Genomic DNA, 19,110 nt, shown 5'->3' on the forward strand with positions numbered 1-19,110 from the left:
CCCTCGCCCGCGCCCTGGTGCCGTGTCGCTGCATCGCCGAGAGGCGCCTCTGCTTCTTCTACTCACGCGCCGGGATGCGGAAGACGAATCCGCTCGTGCTCGGCGACGCGACGGGACCCGAGCCGACGTCGATGGAACCGTAGAAGGTGCCGGCGACCCAGAGCGTGCCGCCGGAGGTGAGCGCCATGCCTTCGGAGGAGCCGGCGCTCGACGGGTAACGGTGGAGCGCCGTGACCTCCGAGGACGCGCTCGCGCGCAGCGCGAACGGGGTGTAGTCGAAGGTGACGAGATCATCGTAGCGACCCGCCGCGTAGACGCCGCCCGCCATGTCGGGCGCGAGGCCGTACATCGTGCCGCTCGGCTCCGGCGTGATCACCCACTCGGCGGTCCCGCTCTCCGTGAGCTTCGCGACGAACGGCGCGCCCTCGATGTCCGCGTCCACCGTCGTCCCGAGCACATCGCTCTCGCCGCTCACCGTGCCTGCGAGGAACGTGCCCTCACCGACGGCGATCTCGTTGCCCATGTCGAACACCGGCCCGCCGAAGCGCCGCGCGAACCGGCCCTCCCCCGCGCTCGAGAAGCGGGCGATGAAGCCCATCATCGTCGAGCCGGCAGGCAGCGACAGCGCTGTGCCGTCGATGCTCAGCGCCCCGTCGGCGTAGCCCGTGATCGACACGTCGCCGCCCTCGTGGACGGCGATGCCGGCCACGGCGCTGCCGGCGCCGCCGGCGTTGTTGAACACCTTGGCCCAGGCGACGTCGCCGCCCGGCGTGAGCTTCAGGAGGAACGGGGACTCGCCATCCACCGCAAGGAGGCCATCGCCAAAGTCGATATCGTCGTCGACATAGCCACCCACGTACACATTGCCCGTGGCGTCGGTCGCGATCGCAAAGCAGCGATCCGCGGCCGTCGAGGCGAAGCGCTTCGCCCAGAGCACGTTGCCGTCGGCGTCGAGCTTGGCCACCATCGCGTCGGGATCTTCCGTCGCGCCGGACAGCTTCATGCCCCCGATCGTGACCTCGCCATAGAGCTCGCCCGCGATGAGCACATTGCCCGCTCGGTCGACGGTCACGGCCGTCGCCGAGGATTGCTGTGCCGTGACGATCGGCGCCGACCAGAGGAGATCGCCCTCGGGATCGAGGCGGATGAGGAACGCTCCCAGCTTGGTGATCGTCCGGTCGCCCAGCGTGATCTCGCCGAACCCCTCGCCGCTCACGTAGGCGCCGCCGTCGTCGGCTCCGGCGATCGCGATGTGAAACACCATGTTGGTCGTCTCCCCCGCCGGGTGGAGGAAGAGGGCGTCTGGCGCAGCGAGATCGACGCCGACGCCCGATCCTCCACCGGTCGCGTCGCCCCCGGCCCCCGCGCCGCCACCGCCGCCGGCACTGGCGGCCTCGCCGCCCGCGCCGCCGTCGCCGCCGCTGCCCGCGGTCGCCGCGGCGGCCCCCCCGGCTCCGCCCCCTCCCGGGCCGGACGGATCGACGTCGTCACCACACGCCGCGCACAGGAGCCCCAGAGTCAACCAGGTCAAGATTCGCATCCACGCACCGTAGACGAGCGGACCCGCCCTCGCGCGCCATTCGCGCTCCGGCGCTGGACAGAGCACGTTCACCACGCCAGATACCGCTGAAGTTTATCAACGCGGATAGAACCAACAGGGACAGATGCGCGCCGGCGCTCGATCTCGGTCTGTTTCGAGGGTCTGAGCCTGTGTGCACGAGGATGCGCGGCGAGCGACGCGCCGCCGTGGATCACCGCCCGAAATGGCGCTTCGGCTCCTCTCCCGCCTTCCGCAGCACCACGATCTTCCCCGTCGGCGTCCCCACGGTCTTCACGAAGGCGGCCCGCTGTCGCTCGAGGACCCAGCTCGCCTCGGCGAGCTCCTCCTCGGCGCGCTGGCCCTTCACCAGCAGCACGATCCCGTTGGGCCGCACGAAGGGCACCGTCAGGGGGATCAGCATGACGAGGCGCCCCACCGCGCGCGCCGTCACCGCGTCGAACGCGCCGCGGAGATCGCCCTTGCCGAGCTGCTCGGCGCGCTCGGCGCGCACCGACACGTTGGTGAGCCCGAGGCCCGCGGCCACCGCGGCGAGGAACGAAGCCTTCTTCTGCGTCGCCTCCACCAGAGTCACCTTCAGATCGGGCCGAGCGATGGCGAGCGGAAGGCCGGGGAGGCCCCCGCCCGATCCGATGTCGGCGAGGCGCGCCCCCGCGCTCAGCTCCTCCAGGAGGGGCACGAGCGTGAGCGAATCGAGGATGTGTTTCTCCCAGACCTCGACCGGATCCGTGATCGAGGTGAGGTTCATCAGCTCGTTCATCGCGAGCAAGCGCGCGAGGTAGTCGCCGAGCTTGCCGATCACCGCGGCGTCGAGGGTGACGCCGATCGCCGCGAGGCGCTCCGCGAAGCCCTCCGGAGGCGTGAGCGGAGCGGGAGCCGGCAGCGGGAGAGGAGCGCGTTCGTCAGGGGGCATGGAGGTCCGCACACCCTAGCAAGCTCCCGCCCGTGAAGCGCCGCAATCCTCGCGCTCGCCCTCCCCGCTCGCTCCGAGTCCGTCCTGATTTTTCTCCAGGATCACCGCGCAGCGCTCCAGGCCGATGCCCTCGCGATCCTCCTCGGTGATCGCCCCCGCCGGGTAGCCGGCCACGACGGCATCGCCCTTCTCCCGCGCCCCGGCGGCGGATCGCTACATCGCCGAGAGGCGCCTCTGCAGCTCTTCGGGAGAGACGTCCTCGATCCGGCTCGCGAAGGACCAGCGATGGCCGTACGGATCGCGGAGCCAGGCCGTCCGGTCTCCGAACGGCTTGTCCTGAGGCGGGCGATCGATGGTCGCGCCTGCCGCCGCGGCCTGCGCGACGAGCGCGTCGACGTCCTCCACGTAGACGACGATGGCCGGGCTGCTGCCTCCCAGCGTCTCGGGGCTGACGGCGCCGAGCTCGGGATACTCGTCCGACAGGAAGAACCGGGCGCGGCCGATGGACAGCTCGGCGTGCCCGATCCGCCCGTCGGGCATCGGGATGCGCGAGTCCTCGCGCGCGCCGAACGCGCGCTTGTAGAACTCGATGGCTTCCGCGGCGCTCCGCGCGCTCAGGTAGGGAAAGCACGTCTGACCTTCCGGGACGGGGTGGACCTTGCTCTTCGTCATCGTCGCGCTCCTTCGTGCTCGTGTCGGATGGTTGGCGCTCATCCTGGAGCATCGCGCCGACCGCGTATTGGACGAAATTTACCTGCGGGCCCGGCAGCGCGGGCTTGATCACGCGTAACACATCGGTTACACATCACGCCGATGGACGCCGTTGCCCAGGCGCTGGCGGATCCGATCCGGCGGGAGATCCTGCGGATGCTGCGCGATCGCACCGCCACGGCGGGCGCCATCGCCGGCGCGTTTCCGGTCAGCCGCCCGGCGGTCAGCCGGCACCTGCGCGTGCTGCGCGAGGCGGGCCTGGTGCGCGACGTCCAGTGCGGTCGCGAGCGCGAGTACCGCCTCGAGCTCGGTGCGCTGGCCGAGATCGAGGCGTTCCTGCGAGATCTGCACGCGGCGAGCCCGTGGCACCGCCGGTTCGACGCGCTCGAGACCGAGGTGCGCCGCGTCGGCCGGCAGCGGCGCATGGCGACCGCCCCCCCGTCCCGCGACGAAGCGAAACGAACGAAGGAGACCGCATGAGCCCCCGACCCACAGGCCGCGTCCGAAGCACGGCGACAGGCGCCGATCTCGTCATCACGCGCAGCTTTCGCGCCCCCATCGAGGATGTCTGGCAGAGCGTCACCGCCTCCGAGAGCACGGCGCGCTGGATCGGCCCGTGGGAGGGCGAGGCGGGGCCCGGCAAGACGGTGCGCCTTCAGATGACGTTCGAGCAGGGGGCGCCGTGGTGTGACCTCTCGATCGACACGTGCGAGCCGCCGCGTCGCCTCGCGCTCTCGGCCAAGGACGAGCACGGCGGGTGGCGGTTCGAGCTGTCGCTCGCGGCGAAGGGCGAGATCACCGAGCTCACCTTCATCCAGCGCCTCGCCGATCCAGCGCTCGCCGGCGATGTCGGGCCGGGCTGGGAATATTACCTCGACATGCTCGTCGCCTCCAGGCTCGGCGAGCCGCTGCCCAGCTTCGCCGACTACTATCCTGCGCAGCGCGACTACTACCTCGGCGACGCGCGCACGGAGGCGTAGCGCGCCGGCGCTCGGGATCACCTCAGCTCGTAGACGTCGACCGTGTCCACCATCACATGGGGCACGAGGACGCGCCCACGCTTCGTGTCGTAACCGATATCCGCGGGCGTCTTCTGCTCGGGAATCGCGACCTCGAAGGTCCCGCCGAGCTTCCCGCGAAGCACCGCCGAAGCATCGTGGCTGGTCACGAGGAGCGAGTCTCCGAGGAAGATCAGGCCGTCGAGGCGGCCGCCGGGCGCCGTGGTGGTGACGTCCTGCTTGGCGCCCTTCTCGTCGAGGCGGAAGACCTCGGGAGCGCCGCTCGCGCAAACCACGAGCCCTTTGTCGGTCCACGCGAGGCCGTTCGGCATGTGCAGGTCGGTGGTCTTCACCAGCGCCCTGGCCTTGCCCTTCTCGATGACGTACATGGCGTCGCTCGACGTCGCCTCGAGGTTGCCCGTCGCGCCGATCTTGAAGCCGGAGTCGGACACGTAGACCTTGCCGTCCGGAGCCGCCGCGATGTCGTTCAGCAACGTCGTACCGGGGATAACGATATCCCCCTTCGGCGCCCCGGTCTTGAGGTCGAACATCCGGACGGTCGTGAGATCGGCCACGTAGAGCACGCCCTTCGCGATCGCCGAGCCTGTCGGCGCGTCGAGCTTGACCTTGTCCTTGCCGCCCTCGATCCACTTCAGATTCGTCACCTGACCGTCGGGTGAGAGGACGGAGATGAAGCCGTTGTTGTCCCTGTCGTCCGGATTGCCGTTGATGTTCGAAACGAGGTAGCGATCGTTGTCCGCGTCGTAGAGCACGCTCTCCGGCTTGGCGAAGCCGGTGTACCTTGCGACCGGGCTCGGCACGGCGAGTTTGTGCGGCTCGGGCGCCGCCGTCGACGCCGCAGGGGCAGCCGGAGCCGGAGGCGGAGGCTCGACGCTGTTCATCGCGACGGGCGCGGCGGACGCGGAGGCCGCCGGTGCCAGCGCGGGCGGCGGGGTCTCACCGCCGCAGGAAACCATCGCGGCCGCAGCGGCGATGGAGGCGAAAATGCCACGGGATCGTGCCACGAGAAGACCTCCGGGCGGCGAATCTACCACAGCGCCGGGCGCTTGCGGCGCAGAGTCGATCCATGAGACTCTCCGTGGGGAAGTTCATAAAAGGCAACGATCTGGACAGACCTGGTCCGCCGGCTTCGGTTGACCAATCGGCTGATGGTTAGGCCTTATGGGTACCACGAGAGAAAAGGCACGGTTGTATGCGGTCGCTGCGCACGGGGACCAGCGGTACGGCGACCGTCCTTATTCCTTTCACCTGGATGCGGTCGCGGCGCTGGCAGAGCCGTACGGAGAAGAGGCGGTGGTGGTCGCCTACCTGCACGACGTGGCCGAGGACACCAACGTTACCCTCGCGAGCATTGAAGCAGAGTTCGGATCGCGGGTGGCCACATGCGTGGGCCTGCTCACCGACGAACCTGGCGCGAATCGCAAGGAGCGGAAAGCGAGAACCTACGCCAAGCTGGCGCAGGCCAAGGGCGAAGCCGAGCTCGCGCTCGTCGTGAAAGCGGCCGACCGCCTCGCCAACGTGCGCGCGTGCATCGCTGACCGCAAGGCGAGCCTGTGGCGGCTCTATCAGAGCGAACAGCAGGCGTTCAAGAACGCGGCCTTCCGCAGCGGACAATGCGATCCGCTGTGGTCGGAGCTTGACCGATTGCTCGAAGAGGGAGCCTTCGATGGCCAGGCTTGACCCCTCTCATCATCCCCTCGTGTCGGAGACGTTGGCGCCCGATCTGATCCGCTAACAAGGGAGCAGATTACCGTCGTCGGGGACGGAGGCGGCCGCGCTCTCCACGCGAAAGCTCGGGGAGCTCCTCCGCCGCGAGGGGCTCGCACGAAGCGCAGCTCGCCGAAGGCAGCCAGACAGTCAGACGCCGGGGACGAAAGCGGCGATCCGCTCAAAAAACCAGTACATCGCCAGCGTGCCCATCGCGTAGTAGCCGGCGGTCGCGAGGCGGGCGCCCGACGCGCGCCCGAGCCTACGCACGGCCGCGCGGAGCGCCAGCAAGCCCGCGATGAACACCAGCTGCCCGATCTCCACGCCGACGTTGAAGCAGAGCAGCGCGATCGGGCGATCCGCGCTGGAGAGCTCGAGCTCCGCGAGCGCGTTGGCGAAGCCGAAGCCGTGCAACAGACCGAACGAGAACGCCACGAACCAGGGCCATCGGCGAGTCAAGCTCGGCCGCTTCGTGCGTGCCTCGCCGGCTATCTCCACGGCAACGAACGCGATGCTGAGCGCGATGACGGCCTCGACGGGGGCGGCAGGCAGGCCCCTCAGCCCGAAGGTCGCCGCTCCCAGCGTCAAGCTATGCGCGACCGTGAACGCCGTGACGGTCTTGATCAGCACGCGCCACGAGTCCAGCAGCCAGAGCAGCCCCACCACGAACAGCAAGTGATCCAGCCCCAGCCAGATGTGCGTGATCCCGATCCAGATAAAATTGGAGACCCCGCGCAGCGCGCTGGTATCGGTCCGGGCCTCTGACACTCGAACGTGCGGCTGCGCCGCCGTCAGGCTCAGGATCTGGTCACTGCCGTCCACCCACCGGATCTTGATCATCCCGGAGGTGGAGAGATCGGCCAGGCCGTCAAACCCGACGCGACCTGCCAGTCCGCGCGCGCCGCAATCGAGGCGCGGCGCCTCGAACCGGCAGTGCTCGGGGAACACGGGCTTCAGCAAGTCGTAAGCCGCGCGGACGTCCTGGATACCCTGCGTGCGCTCCCAGCTGGCGATGAACTCGCCCGGCGAGCGCTCGTCGAGCGCCAGCACGCTCAGCGAGGGCGTGTGGGCGTGCGCGCTCGCAGCCGCAGCGCACAGCGAGCACAGGATGACCCACAGCATCGCTGCCGCTCGCAGCCTCTTTCCGCTCGTCATGGACGCTCCGCGATCTGGACGCGCCACTGCGATGTGAGGCGGCTGATCTCCGCTTGAAACGCGCGCGCCGTCCACTCCTTGCGATAGTCCGCGCTCACCCGCTCGCGGATCGTCGCGAACGAGGGCTCCGACCCAGCGGTGCGCTCGGCGACGCGCACGATGTGAACCCCGTCACTGGACCGCAGCTCTCGCCAGCTGCCGCTCGGCAAGATCCAGAGCTCGTGCGCGAGCTCGGGGCCGTACAATGAGGCCAGCTGTGCTTCGGAGCGCTGCGAATGGTCGATCGGAATGGGCAGCCCCGGCCCGTCGGCGGTCTCTTGTCGTTCCAATAGCGACAGGAGGCGCCGCGCCTCGCCGTCGGCGTCCGGGCCGCTGCGAATCAGGTACTCGCGATAGCTGATGGTCTCAGGGAGCGCGTAGTCCGTGAGATGCGCTTCATGGAAGCGTTGCAGCTCGATGTCCGTGGGCGGCTTCTGGTCGAGCTCGGCTTGCAGCATGCCGCGCACGCGGGCGATGACCTGCGCGCGCAGCATAGGGTCGGTGTGCACCAGGGACAGGCGCAAGCCCTCGCGAAACAGCGCTTCATCTTCGACGTAGCGCCGGATCAGCTGCTCGCGCTCCTTGTCGTTCGGGGCCCTGCCCTGACGTTGCTCGAACAGCTTGACGAGCTCTCGCTGCCTGGACGCCGAGACATCGAGCGTGGGCACATCGGGCGTGCGGGTCAAAAGGAGATGCCCGGCGAACACGAGCGCCCCGAGCACCGTGAAGTGAACGAAGGGCTCGGAGGCGATGCGCCGCAGCCAGCCGGCGAAGGTCCTGGCCTCTTTGGCCGTGTGGCCCGGTGCGCCCTCGAACACGGTCGAGTCAGCGGCTCTGGGGGCGGCGGTTCGCGTCATGGCTCTCGAGGGTCAGCGGTTCCAGCCCACGTACCGGTGAGCCCGGCGCAGGCTACCCGCGCTCCGTGGCGTCTCTGTTTCAGCGGCGCGACGGAGCCGCGACCTGACGGTGGACGACGAGACATCGCCGTGAAGCGCATGACGAGCGGCAACGAGAGGTAACCGGAGCCGCACGGAGTTGCAACCTGCGCCGCGTACAAGTGCGGCCGCGAATCGAGTCAGGCTCGTCCGTTCTGGCCAGGGGAGCGCCCGCACATGACAAAAACCTATCGTTTGATGCTCGCCGTAGCCGCCTTCGCGTTGTGGTGTGTAGCGACGCGCTCCGCGAGCGCGCAGGCCGCGTTTTCGGTCGTGCTCATCCCCGACACCCAGAACTACAGCGAGTTCTCCTCGTACGAGGTCTACGAGCACCAGATGCAGTGGCTCGTCGACAACCGCGCCGCGCGCAACATCAAGTTCGCCGTGCACCTCGGCGACATCACCAATCACGACGCCGCGGTCGAGTACGACGTGGCGAGCGCCGCGCACGCGCTGCTGGACAACGCCGGCGTGCCGTACAGCATGACGATCGGCAACCATGACATCTACCCGAGCAACGAGGCCTACAAGCGCAGCTCGCTGTACGCCGATTACTTCGGTCGGCCACGCTACGAGGGCGAGCCGTTCTACGGCGGCGCTTACGACGCGTCGAACATCAACAACTACACGTACTTCGAGGCCGGCGGGCTCAAGTTCATGGTGGTGAGCCTCGAGTTCGCGCCGCGCAAGGACGTCGTGACGTGGGCGAACCAGGTCATCGCGAGCCACCCGGACCGCCGCGTCATCGTGGCCACGCACTGCCACATGAACAACAACGCCGAGCACGCGAGCGGCTGCGCCGACAGCTACAACCTCGAGGGCCGCGACGGCGTGGACCTCTGGGAAGAGCTGATCCAGCGCCACAGCAACGTGTTCATGTCGGTGAGCGGACACATCCAGGGGGTGTCGTATCGCCGCCGCACCGGCAACAACGGCAACATCGTACACGAGATCCTGAACGACTTTCAGAATGAGCCGGTCCTGGGCAACGGCCATGCGCTGGGCAACGGCTGGCTGCGCGTCCTCACGTTCGAGCCGACGCAGAATCAGATCTCGGTGGAGACGCTGAGCGTCGAGGACGGCAACTGCGCGATCTTCGCGAACTGCCAGGCGACGCTGTACCTGAACTACAACCAGGCGCAGAGCCCGACGGCGACCAAGCACAACCAGCAGAACTACGCCATCAGCTACGACATGCAGGCTGCGTTGCCCGCGTACGCTTACACAGCCAACGATATCTTGTTCAAGGATCGTATGGCCAACGTGCAGCTGACGGGCAAGCACTTCGATCCCGAGATCGCGACGGCGCCGAACGGCAACTTCGTCGTGGTCTGGGAGGATGACCACGATGACAACGGCGTCGGTCAGATCTACGCGCGCGGCTTCGACCCGGACGGCAACGCGCGGTTCTCGCAGATCGCCGTGAACAGCGTGGATTCAGGTCAGCAGAGGCACCCGAGCGTGGCCATCGACGACTCGGGGAGATTCGTGGTGGTGTGGGAGGACGATCAGGATGACAATGGCGTCTATGAGATCATGGCGCGCGGCTTCAATGCCAATGGCAGCGAGCGCTTCCATGATCGTACGGTGAACACCGTGTCGGACGGCCAGCAGTCGAGGCCCGCGGTGGCCTGCGACGCCAGCGGCAATTTCGTCGTCGCCTGGGAAGACGACCAGGATGGGAACGGGTACTACCAGATCCTGGCGCGCGGCTTCACCGCGGCCGGCGCTCAGCGCATCGCGACGTTCACCGTCAACAGCGTCGCTGCGGGCGAGCAGTTCAATCCAGCCATCGCCATGGATTCGGATGGTGACTTCGTCGTCGCCTGGGAAGACGACCAGGACGACGACGCCAACTTCCAGATCTACCACCGAGGTTTCACCGCCACGGGCGGCAACCGCTTCGCGCAGAGGGCGGTCAATACGAACACCGCGGGGCAGCACACCATGCCGTCGATCGGCATGGCGAACAACGGGAACTTCGTGGTGGCCTGGGAGGACGACCAGGACGACAACGGCTACTACCAGATCTATGCGCGCGGGTTCACGTTCACCGGCACGGAGCGCTTCGGGGTGACGGCCATGAACAGCGTGGCGGATGGTCAACAGGTCGCGCCCAGCGTGGGGATGCGCGGCGACGGTGCTTTCGCGGTGGTCTGGCAGGATGACCAGGACGACAACGGCGTGTATCAGATCCTGGGGCGCGATTTCACGGCCGCCGGCGCGCAGCATCGGGCCGATTTCACCGTCAACAGCGACTCGAGCGGCCAGCAGCGGCTCCCTGTGACTGCCATGGATGATCAGGGCCGCTTCGTGGTGGCCTGGGAAGACGACATGGATGGGAATGAGAAGGCGCTCATCCTCGTTCGCAATTTCAATTATTGAACGTTGACGCAGCGGCCTCGCAACGCGGGGCGCCCGACGGCCTCACCGCCTTGCAGCGCGCATCACCGGGCCGCGAGCGCGAGCCGTCGCACGGTGCGCGCTCCCAGGGCGCGGCTGTCCCCCTTCAGAACGAGGCATCCAGCTGGAGGCGACCGACGTGGCGGGCATCGGCGCCTTCCTTGCCGAAGATGTAGAAATAATCGCCCTGGAGCTTCAGCGCATAGCCGTTCAGGTACACATTGAGCCCGCCGCCGACCTGCTTGCCCTGCGCGTCGACGAGATCGACGAGCTTCGGATCGGTGCCGCGCTCCGCGAAGATCTGGTCCCAGCGCGCGGCGACCTCGACCCGGTCGGTCAGCAGGTAGCCCGCCTGGGCGAAATAGCCGTAACCCGACCGGGTCCACTCCCGCACGACCGCGCCGTCGACCTCGCCCTCGAAGGAGTCCTTCTTGGCGTGGCGCACGACGGCCTCGGCCGAGAGCGAGAAGCCGGCATATTTGAAGACGAGATCGGCCGCGCCGTGCAGGTAGTCGGCCGCGCCGAGCGTGAGCGTCGTGCCAAAGGTGCTGTTCTGGCGGTTGGTCTGGTGGTTGTAGGCGCCCGTGACGCCCACCGCGAGCCGGGGCTTCGCCTCGCGCGCGAGGTCGGCGTCCTGGTCGTCGTCGAACGCGCCGAACGGGCGGACGGCGAGCCGCGCCACCGCGAGCGGGCCGTGCTTCTGGCCGCCGAAGCGATTGCGCCCCTCGCCGCCGCCGACGAAGAGGTTGTACGACAGCTTGCCTCCGAAGCCGAAGAGATCGGGCGACGAGAACATCAGGCCGACGTCGCGATCGAGGTTGAACTCGCGGACGGCGATCGGGCGATCGGTCTGCTGGAGGGAGGGCTCGCGCAGGGTCCGCGCCCGGTTGAACGGGGTGAGGAACTGGCCAACACGCACGTTGAGATCGCGGATCCCTGTGTACTCGATGAAGGCGTCCAAGATGGGAGAAGGGCTGTCCTTCTCGAAATCGTTGCCGCCGAAGGCGAGCTGCACGTTGTACTTGAGATCGGGCGTGAGGACATGCCCGCTCGTCGCGAGGCGCACCGTCCTCACGTTGATCTCGTGCGTATCGTCCTCTCCCGTGTGCGTGATGGTCTCGCGGACCTGCAGGCGGGCCCGGATCGTGGACGAGAACTTGTCGTCCGCCGTCTTGACGGTGAAGCCCTTTCCAGCGGCCGCCGTCACCTTGACGCCGCTGCCCTTGTCCTTCTCCGCGCTGGCCCGCTCCTCGGCGGCCGCCTTGCGCTCGGCCTCGAGGCGCTCGATCAGCGCGCGCTGCTGCTGCTCGAGCTCTTCAACGCGTCGACTCAGCGGCTCGACGCCGGCCGCCGCCGCGGTCTCCTGCGGCGCCGGGGCCTGGGGCGGCGCCGCGGGCTGCTGAGCGGACGCCTGGAAGGGGAGAGCGGCGGCGGCGAACGAGAGCGCCGCTGCCGCGCGGACCGTGTGCGACTTCTTTCCGTTGATCGATTTCAAGCGCGTTGTTCCTCGAATCAAACCAGCTGCTGACGGCGCACGGCGCTCTACGCGCGGCGCGCACGGCCGGCACCGGCCGCCGGCGCGAAGGCACACAACGCCCTCGCAGGCGGCGGACCATCGCTCCCCGGCCTGCGCTCGGCGTCCCACGGACGACGCGCAGACGAGAGGCCGCGATCAGGAGCACCCGGCTGGGCAGCAGCGACGCCAGCAGGGAACCACCGAGGTCGTCATCCAATATAACGGACGAAAATCCATGTCAAGGCATGGATCGCGATCACAAAAATCCGTAAATGCGGGCTCTCTCACCATCCCACGGGCCTTGGAACATCCATCATACCGGACGCCCGGAGCGGGCGGCGCCTTCGGCCGGCGAGGGCCCGGGATCGCGCGAAAGGGTTTCAACCGACCGCGAGGCAACTAAGATGGCCCCGACGCACGCACGAGGCGCTCCGATCGGCGCCCCGCCGCGGTGCGTAGGGATCTCATGAGCCAGAACCCGGACCGCAGCGATCCGCTCAACATCGCCGGCAGCCTGATCGCCGACAAGTACAGGATCGATCACGCCGTGGGCGAAGGCGGCTTCAGCGTCGTCTACAGGGCCGAGCACGTCATCTGGAAGCAGCCCGTCGCCCTCAAGTGCTTCACCCTCCTCGCGGGCGCGCCGGCCGAGCAGCGAGAGCAGCTGCTCCAGGCGTTCATCCAGGAGGGCAAGCTCATGACCGAGCTCTCCAGCCGCTCGGCCGCGATCGTCCAGGCCCGCGACATCGGCACGTTCAACGCGCCGGACGGGCAGTGGCTGCCCTACATGGTCCTCGAGTGGCTCGACGGCAGGCCGCTCGATCAGGTCCTCTTCGACGAGACGAGCGACGGCGCGCCGCCGCGCGACCTGCGCGCGACGATGGCGCTGCTCGAGTCGGCCGCGATCGCACTCGATCTCGTGCACTCGCGGAGCATCGCGCACCGCGACATCAAGCCGGCGAACCTGTTCGTCGTCGGCCAGCCGCGCGACGCCTCCACGTTCGTGAAGGTGCTCGACTTCGGCATCGCCAAGGTGATGGCCGACCACGCGGCGGCGGCGACGGCGCTCGCCCACACGGGCAAGGACATCACCGCGTTCACGCCGAGCTACGGCGCGCCCGAGCAGTTCAGCCGCACCCACGGCGCGACAGGGCCCTGGACCGACGTCTTCGCGATGGCGCTCATCATGATCGAGGTGATGCTCGGCGGAGCGCCGGCGCTGCAAGGCGACGACTACCTCCAGCTCGCGGTCGCGAGCCGCGATCCGTCGCGCCGGCCGACCCCGCGGACGCTCGGCCTCGCGGTCAGCGACGAGGTCGAGGCGGTCTTCGCGAAGGCGCTCGCCGTCGCGCCGGCGGACCGCTTCCCCACCATGGGCCGCTTCTGGTCGGCGCTGCACCGGGCGGTCTTCCCCGAGGACCCGGCCTGGGCGCTCGCCACGGGCGGCAGCTCGCTCGCGCCCCCGTCCGGCGCGCCGTCGCCCCGCGCGTCCGCGCCGCGGCTCCCGTCCTCGCCGCGGATCTCGCTGCAGGCGCAGACCGCGCCGACGATGGCGGCGCCCTCCACGGCCCCGGGGCCGCTGCCCACGCCAACGTCGCAGCCGGTCTCCGTGGCCGGGTCGAGCGCCGCGGGGGGCGCCGCGAGCGACGCGGCGCCGAGGTCGAAGGGCCCGCTGCTGCTCGGCGGCGTCGCGCTCGCGCTCGCGGCCGGCGGCGCGATCACCTGGAACCTGCTGCGCGGCGCGCCGCCTGCGGGGGAAGCGTCACGGAGCGCGCCGGTCGCGACCGCGTCCGCCACCGCGGCGACGCCGACGGCGAGCGCCGCGACCGCGGCGGCAGCGCTCTCCGAGCGGCCGGCCGAGTGCCCTGCAGGCATGGTGCTCGTCCCGGGCGGCAAGTTCTTCATGGGCTCCGACGAGCCGGAGTTCAAGCTGTGGCAGCCCGCGCACAAGGTGACGATCGACACGTTCTGCATCGACGTCCACGAGGTGACCGCGGGCGACTACATGGCGTGCTCGGACAAGGGAGAGTGCAAGCGGCCCCCGGCCGCGCCCGACTTCCCGAACACGGACGGTTCGCCCGCCGCGGCGCACCAGAAGACGCTGACGGTCCTCGCCGAGCAGTGCACCTTCGGCAAGCCCGAGCTCGCGAAGCACCCGATCAACTGCTTACCGTGGAGCCTCGCGAACGCCTACTGCCAGGTCCACGGCAAGCGCCTGCCGACCGAGGCGGAGTGGGAGTACGCGGCGCGCGGCTCCGACGGGCGCAAATTCCCCTGGGGTGACAAGCCGGGCGATCAAACCTTCATGAACGCGTGCGGCACCGAGTGCACGGCGTGGGAGAAGGCGCACGGGCTCAAGCCGAGCGAGCGCATGTACGAGGCCGACGACGGCTTCGCCGGCACGGCGCCGGTCGGCTCGTTCCCGAACGGCAGGACGAAGTTCGGGGCCGACGACGTTGTCGGCAACGTGTGGGAGTGGACCGCGGACTGGTTCGAGACCTACAAGGACGAGGAGCAGGTGAACCCGAAGGGGGCGCCGGCCGGCGATCGCAAGGCGATCCGGGGCGGCGCTTACAACGGCGGCTTCGCGCTCTGGCTCAACCCGGCGTTCCGCTACCACCAGCTCGCGACGGCGAGCGCGCCGGGCATCGGCTTCCGCTGCGCCGCGCGCCTGTAACCGTGCCGGTCCCGACGTCGCAGCTCGCGAACCCCTCCATCGCCGGCCCGCTCGGCACGCTGGCGTTCTCGCAGGTGCGCCCGCTGAGCTCGTCGCTCGCGCTGCGCGCGATCCGGTGGCACCAGAGCCTGGAGCGGCTCGGGGTGGTCCTGCCGTTCGCGCTGGTGCACGACGCGGGCCTGCTCTTCTCGACGCCGCGCGAGCATCTGGAGCTCGGCCCGCGCTGCGACCCGAAGGAGCTCGCGGGCCGGCTCCGGGACGCGGAGCGCATCGTGGAGGGGTACCGGGCGGTGCTCCGGGAGCTCGCCGAGAGCGAGGCGGCGCGATGCGCGGCGCAGCTCCGGATGAGCGACGACCTGGTGACGGTCGTGCTGTCGCGCCTCTTCGGCGCGGTCGCGGCGCGGACCCACGCGCCGCCGGCCTACCGCGCGATGCTCCCGGCGGACGCGGCGCTCTTCGAGGGGATCGAGCCGCAGCTCCGCGGGCTGTTCCTGTCGGCGCGGCGCGAGTTCGAGCAGCGGGCGCTGGAGGCGCTCGACGTCTCGCGGCTGTACGTGCTCACGATGTCGGACGCGCTCGACATCGAGACGCTGCGCCTGTTCGGCATGCTGGGCTCGGAGGCGTCGGCGGGGGCGCTCGCCCAGGTCGATCTGCTCGCGGCGCTCTCGTCGCCCGAGGCGAACGACATCGTCAACTTCTCGCTGGAGATCCTGCCGAGCGTGCTCGAGACGAAGACGCGCCCGGCCGCGGGGACGACGGCGGCGCACGGCTACTCGGGGCTGGGCACGCGCGGCTCGATCGACAGCATGGTGCTGACGGAGCTCGCGTGGGACGACATGGAGCTGGCGCGCCGCATCGCGGACAACGAGGTGCTGTATTTCGCGCGCGAGCAGAGCCGCGACGAGCAGCGGCGCATCCACTACCTGCTCATCGACGCGTCGGCGTCGATGCGCGGCGATCGCCAGACGTTCGCCCGGGGGATGGCGATCGCGACGGGCAAGCGGCTGCTGCTGGAGGGCGAGGACGTGGCGTTCCGCTTCTTCGACGCGCGGCTCTACGAGCTCTACCGGGCCAAGAACGGGCAGCTGCCGACGGCGCACCTGCTGTCGTTCAAGGGGGAGCGAGGGAGGAACCCGGCGCGGGTGTTCGCGGAGCTCGCGACGGATCTCGATCTGACGCGGCACCACGATCCGCGGACGCCGGTGGTGCACCTCTTCACGCACGCGGCGCTCTACATCCCGCGGGAGATGGTGCAGGCGGTGCAGAGCCACGCGCACATCTCGGCGGTGTTCATGCTGCCGTCGGGGGGGCAGCTGGACCTCGACTACCTGGATCTGCTGGATGCGCACTGGGTGGTGGACCACGCGACGGTGGCGAGTGGGGCGGCTCGGGCTAGCGCGGCCAAGGCGATCCTCGGGGAGAAAGACCGGCAGGACCGGCAGGACCGGCCCGAGGAGGGAGGTGGTGCCGCACGGCGCCTGGGGGCCCCGCCGAACTCGCACGTGGCCTGAGCCTTGCCCGCTGGGCAAGGCTCAGGCCACGTGCTCAGACATCGGCCCATCCCCCAGGCGCCGTGCGGCACCACCTCCCTCCTCGGGCCTACCGATATTGATGGGGAGATGGGGAACGGACCATCCACCAGGCGCCGTGCAGCGGGACTTCCCTCCTCGGGCGTACGGGAATAGATGGGGAGATGGGGAGCGGACTTTCCTTCAGTGATGCGCGATCAGGCCCCGCATTTCGAACGGGTTCACCTCGTACTCCTCCTCGGTAATGAAGTCGTCGATGCCGAGCCACTCCGCCAGAGGCCGGCATTCATCCACCTTCCATGGGGCAATGAGCGCCGCGATCTCCTCGGGCGTGCGCGGGTAGACCTTGACCCCGGCGAGGGATCCGGCGCTGCTCAGCTGGCCCGCCGCCGCGGCGCCGCGCGACATGATGAAGCTGAGCGCCAGCACGCTGCCAGGGGCGCAGAACGCGTGCAGCTTCCGCAGGAGGTCGCGCGAGCTCTCATCGTCCATCATGTAGAGGATGCCGATGCCTCCGACCGCGATGCGGCGCTCTGCGCCGAAGAACCGCGCCGCCGCCGCGAGCAACGGCGACGGGTCTCGCAGATCGGCCTGGATGTAGCGCATGTCCGGCTTGTCAGCCAGGATCTGCTCGCCGTAGATCACGCTCACCGGGTCGACGTCCGAAAACAGGATGCGCGCATCAGGCAGGTAGTCGTTGAGATGGCCCTGCGTCGGTAACCCCGAGGCGAGATCGAGCACGCTCGTGATACCCGCCTCGGACCATTGCTGCCCCACGAGCTGGATGAACCAGCGGTTGAGCTTCGCATATTTCGGATAGGTGGGTACGAGCTTCATGATCGCCGTGGCAGCGACGCGATCCACCTCGTAGTTGTGGTGCCCTCCGAGAACGTAGTCGTAAACCCGACCGACATGCGGCTTGGTGGTGTCAATCTCCATGGTTTCCTCCCTGGGGTGAGCTCACGGCGCGCCCGTCAACGGCCGCGATACGAGCGAGCAGCCCCTCGCTGCGGGGACGAACTGCCACAGACCTCGAGCCCTTCCCGCCGCAGCGCATAGAGGATGCCGCTCTGAAGATTGGCCAGGACCACGATGCCCGCGAGGTGGGCGTCCTGATCGCTCAGCGCGCGGGCTGCCTCGGGGCGGATGCCGACCAGCACCGGGTGGGTGCCGAGGAGGTCGAGCGCACGCGCGGTGCGCACGAGCGCGTCGACGGCCTCCGCGTCCATCGCCGGCACGCCGGTCACGTCGATGATCGCGGTGCGCGCTTGCCGGTCCACCACCTCTCGCAAGAGGCACTCGGTGATCCTCCCCGCTCGCTCGGTATCGAGCTTTCCAACGAGCGGCAGCACCAAGATATGATCATACACGGGCATGATCGGCGTCGAGAGCTCGATGATCACACGGCGCAGCTCGCGCTCGCGGTTATGGATGGCGCGCTCGAGCGCGAGCTGCATCTCGTCGCGCTGGACGCCGACCTCGCGCTTCTCCTGCTCCGCCACCGCGTCCACGAGCAGCGTCAGGTAGTCGTTCACGAGCGCCACCGCCTCCAGCGCTCCGGGCGTACTTCCAGGCAGACGCGCCAGCACCTCGCGCAAGAGGACACGGCTCAGCCCGAGGAGAGCCCGCAGCCCGAGCCCCCGCTGCCCGAGCTCTTGCCCGAGCGACACGACGGGCGCCGTGTCGCCGGCAGAGGAGAAATGGAACAGCTCGTCGAGGATCTGCTGCGCGACCTGCGGCAATCGAAATGGTGGGAGACCGCTGCGGTTGTGTAGGGCGTTGTCCTTGAGCACCTTCGCCGCGCTCTTCGCCAGCGCCTGGCGCTCCGGGCCGATCCAGCTCTGCATAGGAGGTCCGCTTCCTCGGTCTTGGCCGTGTTATGTCGTAGAGGTGCTCATGAAGTAGGAGAGTAGACCGCCTTCGAATCGGGCTTGTTGATCCGAGAGCCAGACTGGAATGGACCTCGGCCCCGTGCCGCGATCCACTCACCATGAAGGCGAATGTATGGCTTCGCGAGGAACGCGCCCCCGAGATGCGGTCTCACTCCCCCCATGCTGTGTATCTATCGTATCAGTGTCCTGACTGTCTATGTTCCATGACAAAAGCGGCCTGCAGCGGCGAGACCACCGCACAAGGTGTGGCCCGCGCCCCTTCAGAGCCAGTTCTGCCCAGAGCGGCGCCCGACGGGGGCGACCTCGCCTCGTACGCCTCGGGATCGTTACGGCGTTCTGCCGTGATACGCCGGCTCGTTGCCGGGCTTCCACTTGATGTTGCAGCCGATGCTCGGGCGCTGCTCCGAGGGGACAGGCGCCGAGGAGAGCACCGCGTCGATGGCGGCGCGGAGATCGCGGCCCGTCACGGGGACCTCGTTGCCAGGGCGGCTGTCGTCGAGCTGACCGCGGTAGACCAGCCGGCGATCCGGGCCGAAGAGGTAGAAATCCGGCGTGCAGGCGGCGCGGTACGCCCTGGCGACCTGCTGGGCCTCGTCGAGGAGGTAAGGGAACGTGTAGCCGACCTCGCGCGCCTCTCTGGCCATCGCCTCGGCGTTGTCGGCTGGATACGCGACGATATCGTTCGAGTTGATCGCCACGATGGCCACGTCGTCAGCGCCATAATCTCGCCTCAGCCGGGCGAGCTCGTGGCGGATGTGTTTGACGAACGGACAATGATTGCAGATGAACATCACGAGGAGCGCCCGCTGCCTGGTGAAATCCGACAGCGCGACCTGCTTTCCGGTGAAGTCGGGCAGCCTGAAGTCGGGCGCCGGGGTGCCCAGCTCAAGCATCGTGGACGGGGTGCGTGCCATGACAGGATTCTCCTCTCGCTGTGACGGCGCGCACCCTACCACGCCGCGGCCCTCGCCGCTGAACACCTCCCCCGCCCCCCGCGCCCGCGGCGGCCGTCCTCTGGCTCGCGCGGCTCGCGCTCCCCTGCCCTCTCCACCGCCG

Annotated in this window: 17 protein-coding genes; 6 read left to right on the forward strand and 11 right to left on the reverse strand. The window is 68.9% G+C overall.

Translation table 11 applies throughout. The annotated features are described in order from the left end of the window. Positions 1-58: 58 nt before the first annotated feature. The 4 genes from WMF14_RS33300 to WMF14_RS33315 form a co-directional block, all read right to left on the reverse strand. Positions 59-1,531: a hypothetical protein gene (locus WMF14_RS33300; RefSeq protein ID WP_437792807.1), complete on the reverse strand. Its 1,473-nt coding sequence runs from the start codon at positions 1,529-1,531 to the stop codon at positions 59-61. Between the two features lie 220 nt (positions 1,532-1,751). After that, positions 1,752-2,471 carry a 16S rRNA (guanine(527)-N(7))-methyltransferase RsmG gene (gene rsmG, locus WMF14_RS33305; RefSeq protein ID WP_437792809.1) on the reverse strand — a complete coding sequence of 240 codons (720 nt, stop codon included), beginning with the start codon at positions 2,469-2,471 and terminating at the stop codon, positions 1,752-1,754. Between the two features lie 15 nt (positions 2,472-2,486). Continuing rightward, complete coding sequence (locus tag WMF14_RS33310; protein ID WP_437792811.1) at positions 2,487-2,645, reverse strand: hypothetical protein; 159 nt, start codon at positions 2,643-2,645, stop codon at positions 2,487-2,489. A gap of 39 nt (positions 2,646-2,684) precedes the next feature. Further along, positions 2,685-3,143, reverse strand: a complete 459-nt coding sequence (locus WMF14_RS33315; protein WP_437792813.1) for a VOC family protein — start codon at positions 3,141-3,143, stop codon at positions 2,685-2,687. Positions 3,144-3,284: 141 nt separating this feature from the next. On the opposite strand from WMF14_RS33315, the gene WMF14_RS33320 reads away from it, so the two are divergent. Then, complete coding sequence (locus WMF14_RS33320) at positions 3,285-3,662, forward strand: ArsR/SmtB family transcription factor (protein WP_437792814.1); 378 nt, start codon at positions 3,285-3,287, stop codon at positions 3,660-3,662. Continuing rightward, positions 3,659-4,162, forward strand: coding sequence for an SRPBCC family protein (locus tag WMF14_RS33325; protein ID WP_272095019.1), 504 nt, complete (start codon positions 3,659-3,661; stop codon positions 4,160-4,162). Before WMF14_RS33320 ends, WMF14_RS33325 begins: the two co-directional genes overlap by 4 nt. A 17-nt stretch (positions 4,163-4,179) precedes the next feature. Here the strand turns inward: WMF14_RS33325 and WMF14_RS33330 are convergent, their stop codons facing one another. Continuing rightward, entirely contained in the window at positions 4,180-5,205 is a 1,026-nt protein-coding gene (locus tag WMF14_RS33330) for an SMP-30/gluconolactonase/LRE family protein (RefSeq protein WP_437792816.1), read from the reverse strand. A 157-nt stretch (positions 5,206-5,362) separates the two neighbouring features. Here WMF14_RS33330 and WMF14_RS33335 point away from each other — a divergent pair, with 157 nt between their 5' ends. Then, positions 5,363-5,881, forward strand: a complete 519-nt coding sequence (locus WMF14_RS33335; RefSeq protein ID WP_437792817.1) for an HD domain-containing protein — start codon at positions 5,363-5,365, stop codon at positions 5,879-5,881. Between the two features lie 177 nt (positions 5,882-6,058). Here WMF14_RS33335 and WMF14_RS33340 read toward each other — a convergent pair whose 3' ends face one another. Together WMF14_RS33340 and WMF14_RS33345 are read right to left on the reverse strand one after the other, a co-directional pair. Further along, positions 6,059-6,958 carry a HupE/UreJ family protein gene (locus tag WMF14_RS33340; RefSeq protein WP_437792819.1) on the reverse strand — a complete coding sequence of 300 codons (900 nt, stop codon included), beginning with the start codon at positions 6,956-6,958 and terminating at the stop codon, positions 6,059-6,061. A 101-nt stretch (positions 6,959-7,059) separates the two neighbouring features. Further along, positions 7,060-7,824, reverse strand: a complete 765-nt coding sequence (locus WMF14_RS33345; protein ID WP_437792821.1) for a peptidyl-prolyl cis-trans isomerase — start codon at positions 7,822-7,824, stop codon at positions 7,060-7,062. A 390-nt stretch (positions 7,825-8,214) separates the two neighbouring features. On the opposite strand from WMF14_RS33345, the gene WMF14_RS33350 reads away from it, so the two are divergent. Next, on the forward strand, positions 8,215-10,422 hold the full coding sequence (locus WMF14_RS33350) for a metallophosphoesterase (protein WP_437792823.1): 2,208 nt from the start codon (positions 8,215-8,217) through the stop codon (positions 10,420-10,422). A gap of 124 nt (positions 10,423-10,546) precedes the next feature. Here the strand turns inward: WMF14_RS33350 and WMF14_RS33355 are convergent, their stop codons facing one another. Beyond that, positions 10,547-11,935 carry a porin gene (locus WMF14_RS33355; protein ID WP_437792825.1) on the reverse strand — a complete coding sequence of 463 codons (1,389 nt, stop codon included), beginning with the start codon at positions 11,933-11,935 and terminating at the stop codon, positions 10,547-10,549. 487 nt (positions 11,936-12,422) lie between these two features. Between WMF14_RS33355 and WMF14_RS33360 the strand changes: the two genes are divergently transcribed. Next, positions 12,423-14,633, forward strand: a complete 2,211-nt coding sequence (locus WMF14_RS33360; protein WP_437792827.1) for an SUMF1/EgtB/PvdO family nonheme iron enzyme — start codon at positions 12,423-12,425, stop codon at positions 14,631-14,633. A 2-nt stretch (positions 14,634-14,635) separates the two neighbouring features. Beyond that, positions 14,636-16,144, forward strand: a complete 1,509-nt coding sequence (locus tag WMF14_RS33365; RefSeq protein WP_272095024.1) for a hypothetical protein — start codon at positions 14,636-14,638, stop codon at positions 16,142-16,144. Positions 16,145-16,345: 201 nt separating this feature from the next. Here WMF14_RS33365 and WMF14_RS33370 read toward each other — a convergent pair whose 3' ends face one another. From WMF14_RS33370 to WMF14_RS33380, 3 genes are all read right to left on the reverse strand, one after another. Then, positions 16,346-17,101, reverse strand: coding sequence for an SAM-dependent methyltransferase (locus WMF14_RS33370; RefSeq protein WP_437792830.1), 756 nt, complete (start codon positions 17,099-17,101; stop codon positions 16,346-16,348). A 35-nt stretch (positions 17,102-17,136) separates the two neighbouring features. Continuing rightward, complete coding sequence (locus WMF14_RS33375; protein ID WP_437792831.1) at positions 17,137-18,009, reverse strand: STAS domain-containing protein; 873 nt, start codon at positions 18,007-18,009, stop codon at positions 17,137-17,139. 371 nt (positions 18,010-18,380) lie between these two features. Beyond that, on the reverse strand, positions 18,381-18,968 hold the full coding sequence (locus tag WMF14_RS33380; protein ID WP_437324053.1) for a thioredoxin family protein: 588 nt from the start codon (positions 18,966-18,968) through the stop codon (positions 18,381-18,383). Between the last annotated feature and the right edge of the window lie 142 nt (positions 18,969-19,110).

It is taken from the genome of Sorangium sp. So ce693 (genome assembly GCF_051521375.1).
GTDB lineage: Bacteria > Myxococcota_A > Polyangia > Polyangiales > Polyangiaceae > Sorangium > Sorangium atrum.